Annotated in this window: 16 protein-coding genes and 1 pseudogene; 10 read left to right on the top strand and 7 right to left on the bottom strand. The window is 55.8% G+C overall.

Annotation, left to right across the window (positions count from 1 at the left end; translation table 11 throughout):
* The first annotated feature begins 797 nt into the window (after nucleotides 1-797).
* Entirely contained in the window at nucleotides 798-1,664 is an 867-nt protein-coding gene (locus tag JHD77_RS15500) for a GTPase family protein (RefSeq protein ID WP_191519320.1), read from the top strand.
* Nucleotides 1,665-1,800: 136 nt separating this feature from the next.
* Here JHD77_RS15500 and JHD77_RS32370 read toward each other — a convergent pair.
* Together JHD77_RS32370 and JHD77_RS15495 are read right to left on the bottom strand one after the other, a co-directional pair.
* Nucleotides 1,801-1,944 (bottom strand): annotated as a pseudogene (locus JHD77_RS32370) (IS5/IS1182 family transposase); the annotation flags it as partial.
* 160 nt (nucleotides 1,945-2,104) lie between these two features.
* A complete protein-coding gene (locus JHD77_RS15495) occupies nucleotides 2,105-3,190 on the bottom strand; it encodes a type IV toxin-antitoxin system AbiEi family antitoxin (RefSeq protein WP_191519321.1) in 1,086 nt (361 codons plus the stop codon).
* Nucleotides 3,191-3,640: 450 nt separating this feature from the next.
* Here JHD77_RS15495 and JHD77_RS15490 point away from each other — a divergent pair, with 450 nt between their 5' ends.
* On the top strand, nucleotides 3,641-4,393 hold the full coding sequence (locus JHD77_RS15490) for a DUF5131 family protein (RefSeq protein WP_094776044.1): 753 nt from the start codon (nucleotides 3,641-3,643) through the stop codon (nucleotides 4,391-4,393).
* On the opposite strand, the gene tcmP is transcribed toward JHD77_RS15490, so the two are convergent.
* The gene (gene tcmP, locus JHD77_RS15485; RefSeq protein WP_126525745.1) at nucleotides 4,374-5,210 is read right to left on the bottom strand and encodes a three-Cys-motif partner protein TcmP; all 837 of its coding nucleotides are present in this window, start codon (nucleotides 5,208-5,210) and stop codon (nucleotides 4,374-4,376) included. The genes JHD77_RS15490 and tcmP overlap by 20 nt on opposite strands.
* Before the next feature lie 149 nt (nucleotides 5,211-5,359).
* Between tcmP and JHD77_RS15480 the strand changes: the two genes are divergently transcribed.
* Nucleotides 5,360-5,740, top strand: coding sequence for a DUF5131 family protein (locus JHD77_RS15480; RefSeq protein ID WP_191519322.1), 381 nt, complete (start codon nucleotides 5,360-5,362; stop codon nucleotides 5,738-5,740).
* 18 nt (nucleotides 5,741-5,758) lie between these two features.
* Nucleotides 5,759-7,045, top strand: a complete 1,287-nt coding sequence (locus JHD77_RS15475) for a three-Cys-motif partner protein TcmP (RefSeq protein ID WP_126525741.1) — start codon at nucleotides 5,759-5,761, stop codon at nucleotides 7,043-7,045.
* Between the two features lie 212 nt (nucleotides 7,046-7,257).
* Here the strand turns inward: JHD77_RS15475 and JHD77_RS15470 are convergent, their stop codons facing one another.
* Nucleotides 7,258-8,670 carry a hypothetical protein gene (locus JHD77_RS15470; protein WP_126525739.1) on the bottom strand — a complete coding sequence of 471 codons (1,413 nt, stop codon included), beginning with the start codon at nucleotides 8,668-8,670 and terminating at the stop codon, nucleotides 7,258-7,260.
* Nucleotides 8,671-9,758: 1,088 nt separating this feature from the next.
* Here JHD77_RS15470 and JHD77_RS15465 point away from each other — a divergent pair.
* From JHD77_RS15465 to JHD77_RS15445, 5 genes are all read left to right on the top strand, one after another.
* Nucleotides 9,759-10,397 carry a hypothetical protein gene (locus JHD77_RS15465; RefSeq protein WP_003109444.1) on the top strand — a complete coding sequence of 213 codons (639 nt, stop codon included), beginning with the start codon at nucleotides 9,759-9,761 and terminating at the stop codon, nucleotides 10,395-10,397.
* Nucleotides 10,398-10,639: 242 nt separating this feature from the next.
* Nucleotides 10,640-10,975, top strand: coding sequence for a TM2 domain-containing protein (locus JHD77_RS15460; protein ID WP_003119438.1), 336 nt, complete (start codon nucleotides 10,640-10,642; stop codon nucleotides 10,973-10,975).
* 173 nt (nucleotides 10,976-11,148) lie between these two features.
* Nucleotides 11,149-11,667 (top strand): PAAR domain-containing protein, encoded by a 519-nt coding sequence (locus JHD77_RS15455; RefSeq protein ID WP_031756393.1) that lies wholly within the window; start codon nucleotides 11,149-11,151, stop codon nucleotides 11,665-11,667.
* Complete coding sequence (locus JHD77_RS15450; protein WP_003111822.1) at nucleotides 11,664-12,365, top strand: VRR-NUC domain-containing protein; 702 nt, start codon at nucleotides 11,664-11,666, stop codon at nucleotides 12,363-12,365. The genes JHD77_RS15455 and JHD77_RS15450 overlap by 4 nt, the downstream gene beginning before the upstream one ends.
* Before the next feature lie 16 nt (nucleotides 12,366-12,381).
* The gene (locus tag JHD77_RS15445) at nucleotides 12,382-13,470 is read left to right on the top strand and encodes a DUF3396 domain-containing protein (protein ID WP_031756391.1); all 1,089 of its coding nucleotides are present in this window, start codon (nucleotides 12,382-12,384) and stop codon (nucleotides 13,468-13,470) included.
* 106 nt (nucleotides 13,471-13,576) lie between these two features.
* On the opposite strand, the gene JHD77_RS15440 is transcribed toward JHD77_RS15445, so the two are convergent.
* Complete coding sequence (locus JHD77_RS15440) at nucleotides 13,577-14,389, bottom strand: HNH endonuclease (RefSeq protein WP_023122696.1); 813 nt, start codon at nucleotides 14,387-14,389, stop codon at nucleotides 13,577-13,579.
* 298 nt (nucleotides 14,390-14,687) lie between these two features.
* Entirely contained in the window at nucleotides 14,688-14,930 is a 243-nt protein-coding gene (locus JHD77_RS15435; protein WP_191519465.1) for a hypothetical protein, read from the bottom strand.
* A gap of 206 nt (nucleotides 14,931-15,136) precedes the next feature.
* On the opposite strand from JHD77_RS15435, the gene JHD77_RS15430 reads away from it, so the two are divergent.
* Nucleotides 15,137-15,409 (top strand): hypothetical protein, encoded by a 273-nt coding sequence (locus JHD77_RS15430; protein ID WP_003123013.1) that lies wholly within the window; start codon nucleotides 15,137-15,139, stop codon nucleotides 15,407-15,409.
* Between the two features lie 30 nt (nucleotides 15,410-15,439).
* Here JHD77_RS15430 and JHD77_RS15425 read toward each other — a convergent pair whose 3' ends face one another.
* Nucleotides 15,440-15,865: a VOC family protein gene (locus JHD77_RS15425; RefSeq protein WP_003158599.1), complete on the bottom strand. Its 426-nt coding sequence runs from the start codon at nucleotides 15,863-15,865 to the stop codon at nucleotides 15,440-15,442.
* Nucleotides 15,866-15,934 lie beyond the last annotated feature (69 nt).

Raw genomic sequence — 15,934 nt, 5'->3', positions numbered from 1 at the left:
ACCCCACTGAGCCAGGGCGTTTATGGTGACAATCAAGCAAGTAAATTCGCTGCCAACATAAACGGCTAATAGTCATGCTGCAGGATACCGAGGGCCCCCACTCAGGCGATTCACACGGCCGTCACTCCTCTGCTAATGCCAAGGTGAGTCTTTCTAGGCATAGCAAGCAGGGCTGGTATCCATAGAAGAGCCCCCCTGCTTCGTGTATTGATGGCAAGGAGAACTCACAGGCCGGCCTACCCGCTCTATCTGACTAATAGCGAGTTGCCATCCGTTAGCAACTACTGCCATTCTATCTACAGCGCATTTCCAGCTCGCCAAGGACGACGACATTGCCCACTCGCCATCAGAGAGCACTACTCAAGCTGGTGCCCCGCCGCGTCTTGGGCGCTTCCTACCATGTGCGACGTGGAGACATCAGGAAGCGCACCGGCACGTGGTTGGTCTTGACTGCGACTGCCGCAAATTTTTCTGCAGTCGGTAGAATAAGCTTCCTGAGTGGAAAGCTCAAATCTAACTACATAGCTTTCACTACAAATAGCCCTGACTCTAAAATCCTGGCGATGCTGGAGTCACAAGCAGAAGAGAGAGAATCAATTCAGCCACGAGCAAGAAATAAAGAATATTTTACTTCAAAAAAGTACAAACCCATTCAGCACTGAGTGAAAGTCGACAAAGCTCGCTCTGCCCGCGGCAATTGCTGCCACTGAGAAAAAATCGAGCAGCCTCTCCTTATTAAAGATTCCACCACTGCAGTCGAAACAGTCTTGGTTAGACACTCCATATAGGGATTTACAATGCATATCGAAGGTCCGAAAAATCCGTCGCTTCAAGCCATCCTCGACAAAATCGAACAGACCCGTAACTACACGCCGAAAGTTGGTATTTTCGGAAATTCCGGTGTAGGTAAATCAAGTCTGTGCAATGCGCTCTTCGGGAAGAACGTTGCAAAGATCAGCGACGTTGAAGCTTGCACCCGTGAGCCGCAGAGCATTTTCATCGGGACAGGGAATAACGGCATTGAGCTGATCGATTTGCCGGGCATTGGCGAAGACCCAGCACGTCAGATGGAATATGTAGCTCTTTATGAGAGCCTTGCGCCCGAGCTGGACCTTGTGCTTTGGACCATCAAAGCAGACGACCGCAACTACGCCTCGGGCCTCGAAGCGTATCAGCAGATTTTTGGGAAGCGCGAAGGCTTGCCAGTGGTTTTTGTAATTACTCAGGTCGATAAAACCAACCCTCACCGTGATTGGGATTGGAATAACTTTGTCCCGAGCGAAAAGCAGATATCTAACATCGCCATTAAAGAGCGCGACGTATCTCGTCGCTTCGATATTTCCGCAAAAAATATCATCTCTGTTGCTGTAGGCGAAGAAAACCCGAATGAAAAATACAACGTGATTGAACTCGTTGATCTGATCGTAGAGGTTCTACCCAACGAAAAAAAGTTCTCATTCGCTCGGGAGGCAAAAGAGGACAACGTAAGCAACGAGTCACGTCAAAAGGCCGAACGAGGCGTATGGGATAGCATCAAAGACTTTGCAGGTGATGCGTGGGACACTGTGAAGGATCAGGTTGTAGATAAGCTGATTGAGTCAGCACCAAAAATTTTCGCCGCTGCAGCAGCATTTGTGGGCGGCTTATTCAAAAAATGGCTCTGAGCCTTCCAATGGGGAGCTAACGCTCCCCGTTTTTACTATCTGACTGTAGATAAGCATCATAAATTCTCTGAGCTATGGACTCTTCGCATGGATGCTTCCGATCCAGGCTGTGTGAAAATGTCGAAGTACCTACACCAGAACCGAGCTCGGGATGGCGACACAGTACGATGAACTGCCGGCAGACATCTCGAATGGCTTCGCCGTTGTCGTACCGGAAATCGGCAATGGCTTTGAAGTCCAGAGACAGTCGCCCGGTCAGCCATGACCCAATGACGCTTCGTCGGTAAGTATCGAGAACAAGGTGTGTAAACCCGGTATGTTGTTCAGTGGAATGCGACTGATGGGTGGGCAGTATTTCAGGCAGCATGGCTGTCTCGGAGCAGCCCAAATACACAGATGAGTATGTATTCACAGGCTTCAGCGACGGCAGATTGATGCCCTCAGCGGGATGAAGTTTTAGACTGCCCCCACTTTTGCTCTAGTTGCTCTCTGAGATGGAGCGCCAATTCTTTATTTCTCCCACGCCCATCGAGCAGATCGAGGTACTGGATGTACGGACTGGCGAAGCAGGCGGGATGCAAGGCATGGAACTCTCGAAACTGCAGACTGGTGCCTTCACGCTCGATGATCGTGACGTTGCTGCCCTTTTGAGCAGGTTTCATATTAAGGGACGTTCCCAGAATGGCCGCATACCCAGATGGAACGATGATTTCAGCTGAATCAACACTGGTGAGCAAAGGGGCATAGATGTTTGCTGCCGCGGCCCCAGTAAAGGCCCAAGGAAAATCGACGCCAGACTCTTTCACCAAGCAGGCAAGCCGATCGATCAGCAGGTGAGGATTCTCGATGAAAACGTACCAACGGCTTCTGCTCATGCTTCTCTGTTGCCAATGTTCAGCCCAGTCATCCAGTAGCTTTCCAGGCTGAACGAGCCTGCGCCGCTTGGTTCTACCTGCGCCTTGAGTTTCGCACCACTCTCGGCGCTCCAGCTCCTGTAAAACAACTGAGCAGGTGTATGTAGACGTCTGTGATTGTTCTGCGAGGTCTGCGCCTGCCATCCATTGAAAGGCATTCTTGAGCAGTCCATGCACTGCCCCTTCACGGGCTTCTGTGAACAAATCAATTGAGCGTACGCGGGATGGTGACTTGGATGGTCGCTCGATATTGATGAGCATTTTTTTTGTGCGCAGAAAAAGGCTGCCGCTGCGTTCGAAGAAGGCGTAGCCCTTATCTTTGAGTGTCGACTTCGCTCCGGGGCTGAGATGCTCTGCTGCGATCAACTTTATGAGATGTCCTGACTTAGCCTTTCCCCGGCACAGCTCTAGTTCATCGAGGTGCCAAATCACCCGATGGACATCCCGGGGATAGGCCGTTCGGATGACCTCAACGGCAACAGATATGGGCTCTCCATACCCGTAAATCTCGAGAAGGCCGTTGAGCCGACCAGAGGTGATGATCGTGGATCTGGCTTCTACCTGTGCACCGCCGAAAGCCTCTGTAAGGGACTGCCGGAGCAGGTCAAGCATCTCTCGCTCAAAGTGAGACTGCTGATGCTTATCCGAGGAATATGCCATCGCTGATTTGGTAATCCAGGTTGATTAGCCGGCCAGCAAATCTAGCCCATTTAGCATTCAGGTTAGCTAAAATCTCATGATTAGCTGTACAGCTAATCAAAGAAAAATAGCTTACAAAGACGAGACCAATACCCACAGGTCAACGGCGTATCGGCCGCGCCCTGGCACTCAGCATCAGTGTCTGTCCTAGATCTCGTTGGTGACCATGCGCCCCTGATTGGCGCGCGGGTGCGCCCGGCGTCAGATGTGCCGTAGCTAGAGACAGCCCTGCCCCACATTCCTGCATGAGCGATAGGCAAGAGTGCCCAAGCGGCCGCAAAGAAAACCGGCAGGAATCAATGAAAGACATTTGCTACACTCGGATACCGACGAACACTGTATATTAATACAGGAAAATGTGCGATGAGCAGCTACTCAGCCATTGAATGGACAGAGCAAACATGGAACCCGGTGACTGGCTGCACCAAGGTATCCCCCGGCTGCAAGCATTGCTATGCCGAAGTGATGGCGGCGCGCTTACAGGCGATGGGCGCGGCCGGTTATGAAGATGGCTTTGCACTGCGCCTGATGCCTGAGCGCCTAGAGCAGCCATTGCGCAGGAAGAAGCCGACACTCTACTTCGTCAACTCGATGAGCGACCTCTTCCATGAAGAGGTCCCGGACAGCTTCATCGACCAGGTGATGGATACGATCACCCGAACACCACAGCATTCCTACCAGATACTAACCAAGCGAGCTTCCAGATTACCGGAGTACTTTGGTAGCCGACCGGTACCGAGCAACATCTGGTTAGGGGTATCGGTCGAAGACCGTAAGTACGGTTTGCCGCGTATTGATGAACTTCGCAAGGTTGAGGCGACTATCCGCTTCTTATCCGTTGAGCCACTGCTCGAGGATCTTGGCGAGATGAATCTTTCTGGCATGGACTGGGTTATCGTCGGCGGCGAATCCGGAGCGAGGGCGCGGCCCATGAAGCCGGAATGGGCGATCAACGTCAAACGGCAGTGCGCCGAGGCCGAGGTGGCTTTCTTTTTCAAGCAATGGGGCGGATGGGGCGCGGACGGCGTCAAGCGTAACAAGAAAGCCAACGGCCGTTTGCTCAATGGCCGTCTCTATGACGAGTACCCGATTATCCCTACCGTTTCGGCTGAGTGACCCGAGCCAGCTTGGCTGCCAGCGCTTTCGCTTTTGGGTTGGAGACTGAAAAGTAAAAAAGGAACAACACTCCTGCGTTCCGAGTAAGCCGCGTGGGCTCTTCGACATGCGCGAAGATCTCCCTTAGACGCATTGTCACAAATTGGATTATCGCCTCGTAATCCGAGCGTTGTGAACGAACTTCTTGCTCACCAAAGAGATCGTCTACCAGAGGCTGGCTTGGGGCATAGCATGCATTTTTCCACTCCGAAGTCCCCAACAACCGCTCAATGCACGGCCTCCACTCCTCTCTAGGACCATCTTGAGGTAGAAGGCGCAGCAACGTTGAGATCGGAAACAGCATCCATAGATCCACTTTCTGTGTACTTGCAATGACCTCAAGCGTGCTCCAATTGACCGCAGTACTGTAAGGGTCAAGAAAGATGACTGCCCGATCTCGCCCCCTCAGTCTTCGGCAGAAGCGGGTGACAAACTCATTGGCGTCGAGCTGGGTAATATGGATCACCTTGTCAGGGTACTCGGCGCGAAGCTCTTCGAGCGCTTGCACATGCTCAAGCTTCAAGTCGTTGAAGTGGTACTCATGGAACACATCCTTGCAGTCGAGCGCGCGCCGTACTGAGCCCCTGAGTACCTCCAGCTCCAAAAGAGGATCCGAGCTCAAGTCGTCGTCATCACGTTGACCTGTCCCCGCAAACGCATCGACATAGTGCAGAGTAAACGGCTGGTTCTTCAGTGCTGTGGTGTAGATCTTGAGGTAGCTTTCCAGCCGCTCAAGTTTAATGCGCGTCCACTCACCACCAAACGAATGCTTAACCATAGCCCCACCTCGAATCATTCATCCTTAATGCATCGAGCAGCCAACGATGCCCCGTATGTCGCGCCATAAACCGCCAATGGCTTGCTGGCATTTTGACTTCCTTCACTTCAACACCCTAACATCAAGCCCTTACAGGGAGTATGGGTGCTGTGAGCACACAAACGCGCATCGAATGGACAGAGATGACCTGGAACCCCATCGTGGGTCGCACGAAGGTCTCACCCGCTTGCAAAAATTGCCATGCAGAGAACCTGGTGCGGCGTGTTCAGGCCATGAGCTCCTACACCCCGCCCTCCGATGCCTGGCTTGGTGGAGCAATGGAGGACAGGGGATACGGGATTCCACGGATGGATTACCTGCGCCAAGTTCCGGCGGCCATTCGCTTGCTCCCCACAGCCCTCCGACTCGAAGACTTATACCGGCTCGATCTCACTGACATCCACAGGGGGATCGTCGGCGGAAAGTCAGAAAACAGAGCCAGACAAATGAAGCAGAAGTGGACCGAAATCCCGCTGCTGCAGCTCGCCTGAGAAATGTAGGAAGCGTCGATGGCCAAGGACAACGAGAAATACATCTGGGACTGGCAAACACGCACTTTCCCGATAATTGACCCGCATAGCAAGGTCAAGCACCAGATTATCAGCGAGTACCTGCAGTCTTATGTCCAGGTCCTGATGCGGAATGCTCTTATCCCAGAGCTGCGTTTGTCCATCGTGGACGGCTTCTGCGGTGGTGGTCAGTACCATGACCTCGACGGCGAAGCCCATTTTGGCTCTCCGCTGATTGCTCTAGAGGCAGTACGAGCCGCAGAAACACTGATCAACGTGAACCGAACGCAACCACGGGTAGTTCGAACTCAGAATTTTTTTGTCGATGTAAAGCAGAGCAACATCGATTGCCTACGCGCCGTATTGACCGCGCAGGGCCTTGGGCAACGTATCGATCGTGATGTATTTCTAACCTGCTCAGACTTTACCCAAGCACTGCCGGCAATAACACAGCGCATTAAGGACTTTGGCCACGGTGGGCGGGCACTGTTTCTTCTGGATCAGTACGCCTATGGCGACGTGCCTTTTTCGTCCATCAAGTCGATCTTTAGCCGTTTCAAGAATGCAGAGGTGCTACTGACTTTCAACGTCGATGCGCTGATCACCTACCTTGCCGATCGCAAACCAAACCGGAAAGCAATTGCCAACATTAATCTGGAACAACACATTCCTTGGAGTGAGCTGGCCGCCCTCAAGGCCACCCAGAAGCACGAGTGGCAGTACCTGATTCAACGCTGCCTCTCCAAAGGAATCCTGATCGAAAGCGGCGCGCAGTTCATGACCGTTTTCTTCATCACACCGTTGGGCGCCAACCCACGCACCTACTGGTTCATCCACTTGGCGAACCAGTACCGGGCCAACGACGTCATGAAGTCAATCCATTGGCGCCATGGTAACCAGTTTTCGCACTTGCTCTCACCGTCGCTGTTTGTCGGCTATGACGCCAACCGAGATGTACAGGTAACGCATCAGCAAGACTTGCTGCTCGGAGAAGAGCACCACTTTGATGGCGCCACCCACGAGCGCATTTGTACCGAGCTTTCCGAGCTGTTGCCGCAGCTCTTATACAAGCAACGTGAGCAGACGTTTGAGGCACTGATGCACGGCGTGGCGAACTTCACCATGGCCGACGAAGAAGTGGTGAAGCGCTCATTGAATGTCGCCGTGTCCAACCAAGACCTTGAAGTGCGCGACAAGGATGGCAGGTCTAAGCGGCGAAAAGGTGAAAGCATCAAACTCAGCGACGTGATCACCGCACCGGCGCAAAGCACCTTCTTTTTCCTCTAAGCCTAGTTATAGGGTGCCTACCCCCCACAGGGAAAGGTGACGAAACACTAAAGGCCGGGACGGACCAGCCAAGGGTAGGGTCCTACTGACACAACGAGGCGACCTCCACCGTTGTGGCCTACATGGCTGGAGCCATCGGTCACCTGCCCATCGACGGCCTGAGCTCCGGATTAGCTAGTTCGACAGTAACTGACGGGAGCTCAGCTCGCTCCTCAGCTTAGGCAAAGACCTGCCCGCGACACCTGTCGACACCCGCACTTGGGGTTGAGTACATCCAACGGAATGAGCTTGTTTCCATGGACACAGCACATGCTGGGGCATTTGACCCTGACATTCGTGCTGTGAATTTCCCACCCACTGAGCTCAGCTTCTGTCTCGGCGTCATCTGACGGCACACTGCGATAACAGCCTGGGTATGTGGAGCGAATCATTCGGCTGCCGCGGGGCGCTACAGGAGTCGAAAATTCTGTGATGGCGCCTCCATGATGGGGGGCAACAATGCCAGTCAGGCCACGCAGATGGTTAGCAGGAATGGAGGGGTAATCGGCATCCCCGGTAAGCAGAACCTTTTCAGGGCGGTGTTCCAGTTTAGCCAAGAGGGCAAGTGATTCATTGTTCCTCAGGTAGGCTGCGCTGGACTCGCGCCGTTGCGACGGGCTGCAACGTACGACGGTGTAGTGGGTGAAATCCAGCCTGGCTCGTTTGGCCGGCCAAAAAGTCAGAGCGGGGCTGCCGTCGAAAAGGGTGGTGCGGCTCAGCGTCAAAACGAAGTGGATGTGACTTGGGCCGAGTTTGTGTCGGTGAAACCGCGGACGCCGCATCAGCCAGGGCCTGCGAAGGGCCTCATCCTTGTACTTGACGACTGAGCGCCAATGGCCACGCTGTGGGTCAAACAGAGCTCGTCCGGAGTGGAACGCAAATCCCCAGTGGTCCCAATCGAGATGAGACAGAATGACTGGCTGGGGACCGCTGCCTCGGCGAGCTGGAATAAAGGGATTGAACGGCCCGGGCAGACGACGAGACTTACCATTAAAGGACAGCGGCCAACCGAGATCGAAGAAAACAACGGGATGCTCAAACGCGTCTACCAAGGCGCAGAAGTTCGCCTGCCCCACATCGTAGACAGCTACGCCGCGAATTTCTCCTCCACAGTCGAAGACGACCAGGCTCGAAGCGTTAGCGTCGGCAATGGCCGACAACTCAGCGAGCGCTGCGAGCGCATTCAAATTGCGCTTCGCCACCGAAGTGGATTTTACCTTCACCCAAAATGACGTTCGAGCACCGTCTTCATCCCCTTCGAAGGAAATCGCCGAGGCTTCGAAACTGTCTTCTTCGCCAAAGCGATCGGTTCCAATCGACAGTTCGACCCAGCCGGGACTGTCCACCAAGGCCTTGGCTCGCTCCGACTCCAGAGTTGCCGTCAGCAGGAAAACTGGGAAGTGATGATCCAGATCTTCGACAACCCTTTCGCGCTCGAGCGTCTTGAGGGCTGTGGCGGCGGATTTGGGTATAGCGTCAATGACCACGGTGGCGAGATCACCGGGGGCCTCGGAATCACTGACGACGGTTTCGAATGAAGCGTAATAGTCGACCCATCGGATTTTGCCCCTACCCCAGCTTTCCATGCTGCTGTCTGTTCCTTGAAATATATTGAGCGGACGCCGGATTACCGAATGAGGCCTGAGCGACTCCGAACCAGGCTGGGTGCGATGGTATCGTGGGGGCAAGGCATTACGCCACCATCAGATTGCTCAGCACGCAGTTCAGGACCAATCCGTGCCAGTCCATCGACACACGTTTCTCAGCGAACACTTCCGAGAAGCAAAGCTTGTTCCGGGCGGGGGGAGTTCGCCTTTGCATGATTTCAACGTCGCATGTGGATGGCGAACAGCGCGGACACACCCACCGGCCTGATGCTTGAGGTCAGTTGCTGCAGGAGGCCAGGCTGGAAATGGCGCGACTGCATTCGGCAGCCTCCTCGGTCGAATGAGCCATCCTTCAAGTCAATGGTTCAAATCCCCACTCGGGATTTGAACTGGAAAAATTGCCCACTCCACCGCCACAAGGTCTCACTGAAATCGGCGATTAACTTTGTTGCTCCCTTGACGCTCGAAAAATCCTTCCTATGTTTAAGCACTGAGAAAGCCAGACAGCATCGGACCTTGGCCCGGTCCCGGCTTGATCCCCAAGGCGCCTAGGGTCCGATCCTGAAATCGAGGTCGGATCCCCCCGGCTCCACCAAACGCAAACGATAAGCCCCTGATTTTCCTAGTGAATTTCAGGGGCTTTTTCTTTGCCCAGTTCCTTGCCTGCTCCTCCAGCGCCGGGCCTTTCCTGTTGCCGGCTCGCCTTGCTGCTCCCTCCCCTACCGTGACCGGCACCCGGCGAGCTTCGCCAGCCCGCCCTTTTGGCTGCGGACGCGTGGAATGATATTTCCCGAATCTGTTAATGAGACCGTTCGATTCCGCCGCCAACAAGGTTCTGGAACGCTGGCAGGAAAACATTCATGGATTCAGGTTCGAAACTCCCCGCCCAAGAAAACGAGCCTCCGAGAAACCGACGCATACTTTTCGTCAAGCACAGAAAAAGAATTTGAGCTAGACACTCACTACCAGGGTAAGCAGGCGTCTTATATCCCTGGAAAGCGAAACCTAAAACAGAGATTCCAAAACACGATAAACCGGCCTCCACAGACGCTCGAAGGACAAGAAAAATGAAAAAGGAACCGAAAGGAGCAAAAAACAGGATAGTCATCGCCAAAGATGAGAAGAACGTTCTGACCTGCACCAGCGAAGGGTTCGAATATACGCCAGACATCGTCAAGAACGTCTACGGAAAGAGCAGCCGACCCGCACTGGAAGACTGGTTCCTGACGGAACTTGATTTCTTTCGCAGGTATTACCCGGGATACGAGATTTTCACCCTCGGCTCCAGTTGTGTCTTCGGCGAAAAGTTCGTGAACTACCTGACCATCTGCGAATTCGACATAGACAGTACCTACGCCTTCGACTGTCTCAAGAAGGCCCTGAGGGAGTCCGACCAGGCCATTAGGCGGAAACTCTCCGCCATGTGGAAATGGGACATAGCCGCCAGGAAGGACTGGAGCATCGTCTTCATGGTCGGGCACATGGACTTCGCCTACTTCCTCCAGCACAGGAAGGAGTTCCAGGGGGATGCCCATAAGCGCTTCATGAGTACATTCACCACGGCGGAGACGAAAATCACCTCTCGCGACTACAAGGTCATGCATGACGGCGCGATCCTGCCCTTCGACGAAACGGCCCTGTCGCCGGAAGACAGGTTCATTTTCGAGAACTATCAAAAGATAAAGTTCGAAACCACGCCACTATGAAGTTAACGGACAAAAGCGAAAGGCGCCCGGCCGGACGCCTTTCGCCAATAAACTTCAGCCACTCGCCAGTTGCTTTCAAGCACTTCTACGAAGTCCAGGAGCTCCGACTCCTGGCCGACTCTTCCAGAGTTCCGCAATAAAACTACAAATCAAAAATATCCTCAGACTGGATGCTTGAAAAAACACCGTTGGCAACGTTTCAATTCCCACCATATCTTCCGCATGGATCAGTGGGAAAACTCATGTCACTACAGTCTGAAATGCTCGTGGAGCAGAAAGTTTCCAACGCCCAGAAATCCACCGGCACCGCCTATCTTCTGTGGTTCTTCCTGGGCGGTTTCGGCGCACACCGCTTCTACCTGGGGAAAACCGGCACGGCGGTTACCCAACTGATCATCACACTGATCGGTTGTTTCACCCTGTTCCCCCTGATCATTACCGGCATCTGGTGGATCGTCGATGCCTTCCTGATTCCCGGCATCATCCAGGGCCATACGGAACAGACCCGCCGCGACGCCCGGCTGGAAGTTGCAGCGCTGCAGGTAGCCGGCGCTTCCGTGTCGCACCCTCAAGACTGACCGGCGCACCTCGCTACGGTCCTCGGCGGGCCGGAGAAGAAACCGATGCCGGGAGGTGGGATAAGGAGAAGTCCCCTTCTGCGTTTCTTCCGCTGGCGATAGGTGCCGACTCGCTCAATCCCGAATTGGCCGCCAGAGCGGCCAGCACATCTCACTGATGCAAGGACCCGCACATGAGTGGAAAACCCGCCGCCCGCGTCACCGATCCAACGACCTGCCCAGTGCCAGGGCATGGCAGCAACCCCATCGTCCAGGGCTCTCCCGACGTCGTTTTCGACGGCCTGCCGGCAGCACGGCAAGGCGACGCCTCAGCCTGCGGAAGCCCGATGATCTCAGCCGTTTCGTCGACGGTACTCATCAACGGCCTGCCGGCGGTGACGCTGGGTAGTATCGGGGCGCACGGCAATGTGGTGATCGGCGGCTCGGGGACGGTACTCATCGGCGACGTCTTCACGCCCGCCCCGCGCGCTCCCGCCCTTCCCCCTAACCGCAACGGCGTGCCCTGTTCCGGGCGCTTCCAGCTCATCGACCACGAAACGGGCAAGCCCGTCGCCGGACGCCGGGTCAGGGTCTGGTCGAGTGGCGGCTGGAATGCGTTCGACACCACGGATGCCGACGGCATGACCTCCTGGATCGAGCGCCCCACCGCGGAGACCCTCTACATCGACCTGGTGCAGAGGGACGACGCATGAGCGACCAGCCCAGCCTGTCCCGGGGAGGCATGAGCCCCGAAGGCAGGACCAACCCCGTCGGCACCCTGGAATCCAGGCTCGATCCGCAGGACAAGAAGGTGCTGTGCTCGGCGGTCTGCCATTGCAGCAGCACGCCCAACCTCAGCCAGGATGGCAAAAGCCTCAAGCAGGCGTGCGTGGCACAGCGGCTGGGAGAGTTGGACGAAGTTCTCCAGGGACGCAGCCCCTACAAGCCTGAGGTCAGCTACGACATGACCAAGAACCCACCGCAGCCGATTCTCGATAGCCAGACCGGTAACAGTCCACATGGCTGGATACCGGGATGGATCAGCAAGTATTGGGATGAAGATCCGGAGCATCCGCCGTTCAAGCCAGGGAAAGGAATGATTCGCAGGCCCGACGTGATCATCGTTCAGAATCCCAACAGGCCGCCAACCCAGGACAATATCAAACAGGTGGTGGAGATGAAGTTTCCGCCTGACCCACATAATAGGGAACAACTTGAGGATTATGCAGCGATTGCCGGCAACAAGAACAAGATTGTTGAAATGAAACCCTCCGACTGCGACTGTGGCCAGGAAAATCAACGATCCAAGGTGCCAGTAGAGCAAGCAGGGTGGGCCGTCGCCATCGCAGGTGGAGTGATGTTCGTCTTGACCCGAGGCCGTTCCCCTCGCCCGATGATTCCCGCCTATTGATCAAGAGGAAAAGCCCATGGAACAGCCATTCGATCTGGCTGCAGAGTTAGCCAAGCAACCCCATCTACTGGAAATAGCCGGCAACCTGTTGATGAAGGGCGGCCCCGAAGACTATATCGGTGCCGTGCTTTGCCTACGCGGTACTTTCTACTTCAAAGATGCCCATACCCCACTGGTACGTGAGTCATTATGCCAATGCTTCGATGAGTTCAAGCGCCTAGCAGAGCCTCACCTCACCTGGCTCTGGCGTGAAGAGCCTGCACAAGGAAAGCCACTGACCGCATACCGTGACACCCAACCACTGCGCGAGATGATGGGGGCAATGGATGAAGACGATCATCTCAGCTTCTGCTACACCAGCGGCAAGAAATCCCGCGATGCAGGCGCCTGGCTGTTTGATATTTACGGCAAGCGGAGCTGGCAAGCCAAAATGGGGCATGATCTTAGTGTTCTGGAGTTCTCCGTACCTCTGCTATATCAAGAGCAGCAGCCATTGGATTTCCTACAGCTGTTTATCGACTTCGCACGGCGACTAGAGCCGGAGCAGGGGTATGCGGGGCATGCCTACAATCTCTCGCCGACCAGTTGGGACAATGACGAGCCCTCCGAAGCCTTTATGGCGGCGCGTATGCCGGGTTTGGATGTAGGGACGGCTTGTCTGCTGGCCAATACTCCCGAGTTCAAACCTACAAGAATCAAAACTGTCAGTTGGCTAACCCTCCTGAACAACGAGCGCCTGGCGCTGGCCGGCGGGCTCGATGCCCTGCGTGCGCAACTGCCCTCCAGCCACTTTGCCTTCTACCGCTACGGCGATGGCGTGGTAATCCAGGCCGGTGCCTATCCCTATATCGCGGGTGATGCGGAAGACTCCAGGCCCGCTCCGTATGTGCTGCTGAACCACGCGCTCAAAGGCATTCGCTATGGAACCATCGGCTCGCTACACGGCGGCTCCCACGACGGCGAATTGCGGCTGGTGGGCTGGGCGGCCGATCAATGGCTGAAACGGCTGGATGTGGAAGACAGCGAGATTCCCCGGTGGCGCGACAAACTGCTCAGCGCTGAGCCTTACCTGGACGCGACGAATACGCTGCCGGAGCGCCTGTAGGGGCTTACGTTTTCTGGGATCAAAAGTGCTCGTCAAGGCTAAACTCCCTATGAGGCGAGCCTGACAGAAAAATAAATATGTCCCCTTTTTCCTTCTTTTTCCTTACCTAAACGACTACATCAGCCTCCGCCCAAACCCACCTCCCACGAACAAGCCCCTTCAGCTCATCGACGCTAAGAGTTCGATCACGCCTGCGATGAACAACTGCATGGCAATTTGCACAGAGGGGCACCAGGTCAGTTTCAGGGTTCACGGCTTTGGGGGCTTCGAACTCAGAAATGGGCTGCGTGTGGTGAACGTGGATAAAACCCTTCGCGTACTCGCCGTATGCCTTTCCGAAATCAAAACCGCACGCCTTGCAAGCTACACCATGAATCGCAATTGCTTGGAGACGCAGCGTTGGGTCACGCTCGTAGCGGACCCCGTAGTAGGTGGACAGACTGCCCTCGGTGCGAGACTCGAAGCCCCCCAAAGCTCTATCGCCCCAACTCTCGGCAACCTGCAAAGGCTTAATCTCGGCCCTTGCCAGGATGCTATCAAAGGTGACCTGTCCAATCTCCCGGACACCACTACGCCAGTAGTTGCTGGCCTTCGATGGCGGAATGGGCTCTAGGTAGCTATTCCCTTCTTTTGCCAGGACTGCCTGCTCAAATGGCTGAAAACTCTCGATCAACGCGAAGAGATCACCTTTCGAGCTTTCAGGGTCAGGGTAAACCTTGCCGATACGCGCAATACCAAAGTAATGCGGCTGAGCACTGAGGCGCTGATCAGCAAAAGACTTATCTGTCAGCTTGCCCTTGTAGTAAACCACCTGCACCCCTGGCTTAAGGATGGCGCTGTATCGCCTTGGGTAGTGGTAGACAGCTCCAGTTTCGTCGTCCCAGATCGACACATCATTCTCAGCGATAACGGCGGGCATAGCTGCAGAGTCCTTTCATGATGGTTGAGCGACAGCCTATCAGGCACCTGCCCAAAATCGAACCTGGCAAAGAGCGGGAGCAATGCTCCTCTACCAGAAACCTATACCTACTTGAGATCGTTAGGCATGTAGCGAAAAGGCATGCCCAATTCACCACAACAGCCTAGCCAGACAAGGCGGATAGTACGGCACAGACGCTCATAGTTAAGGCCTGTGTGAATTCGGCTCAGTGGACATACCAGCTCACATTAGAGACTCCTCCAACCCCCGGCCTCGCCGGGGGCACCGCCTCCGTCGGTTATCGGTGTCTGCGTGCGTATTCCGCCTCCAACAGCGACAGCAGGGAGCCGGTGATGCGGCAGATGCTTTCACCGGGTTCTTCGGTTTCGTCGAGCAGGTCGAGGACGCTCAGCGTTCCGATCGCCGACTCCAGACGGGTGCGGGCGGTGTCGAACAGATCTTCGCTGGCTGCGCTGCAGTCCAGGTAGAGGGTGGCGCAGCCGGGATGCTGGTTGCATTGCGAGGTGCGTCGCAGGGGGATGTAGGTGGAAGGGGACTGTGCGGTGACGGTTTTGCCTGGACAAAGCGCCGCTCGGGCAAGGTGCGAAGCGCTTCACAAAATGCCAAACAGAGGGCGAGCGCATCCCATCGCCAACACGCAATCGCCTTGAATGGCCGCTTCGATTCCTCGTCATGCGGGGATGCCGTGCCCGGCTCCAGCGCATCGCCACCCACACCGGAAACCCTATGCCCTACCGCGTTCTCCTGCTCATCCTGGCCCTGACGCCCGCCCTCGCCTCCTCCGCCACCCTGGACGAACGCCTGGGCGACCTTGAACACGCCTTCAAGCCCGACCTCGACGGGACGACAAGCGCAAAGCCGGCCAGCCCGCCGCCGGAGCGGTTCAAGCTGGCGCCGCTGGGGAGCGTGGTGCGCAAGAAAGAGTGCGCGACGTCGATCCTGCCGGATGAGCAGTCCAGCTGCGCGGCGCTGGAGTTCTGCACGGACTGCGCGCAGTAAGCGCAGCCTCCAGGCGGAGCGCCGGCAATCTCACTTGGCGAACAACTGGTCCATGTCGCGGAAGCTCTTGAACTCCAGCGCGTTGCCGCAGGGGTCGAAGAGAAACAGCGTGGCCTGCTCGCCGACCTGGCCCTTGAAGCGGATGTAGGGCTCGATCACGAAGCGGGTGCCGCGCTGCTGCAGGCGTTCGGCCAGGGCGTGCCAGTCGTCCCAGGCGAGGACCACGCCGAAGTGCGGCACCGGCACGTCGTGGCCGTCCACCGGGTTGCTGCCGGCGTGGCGCTGGGAGTCGGTCTGCGGGTGCTGGTGGATGACCAACTGGTGGCCGAAGAAGTCGAAGTCGACCCAGTGCTCGGCGGAGCGGCCTTCGCTCAGGCCGAAGACTTCGCCGTAGAAGCGCCGGGCGGCCGGCAGGTCGTGGACAGGGATGGCGAGGTGGAAGGGCATCAGGCTCATGGCGTGGTTCCTCTGTGGGTGTGCCGGAATTATTTGCCGTGCCGATTTCGATGGAAAGCGCATAATATT

This window comes from Pseudomonas sp. P20 (assembly GCF_016463925.1).
GTDB lineage: Bacteria > Pseudomonadota > Gammaproteobacteria > Pseudomonadales > Pseudomonadaceae > Pseudomonas > Pseudomonas aeruginosa.
The sequence above is the reverse complement of the archived record's forward strand: the minus strand, read 5'-3'. Positions and strand labels throughout refer to the sequence as shown.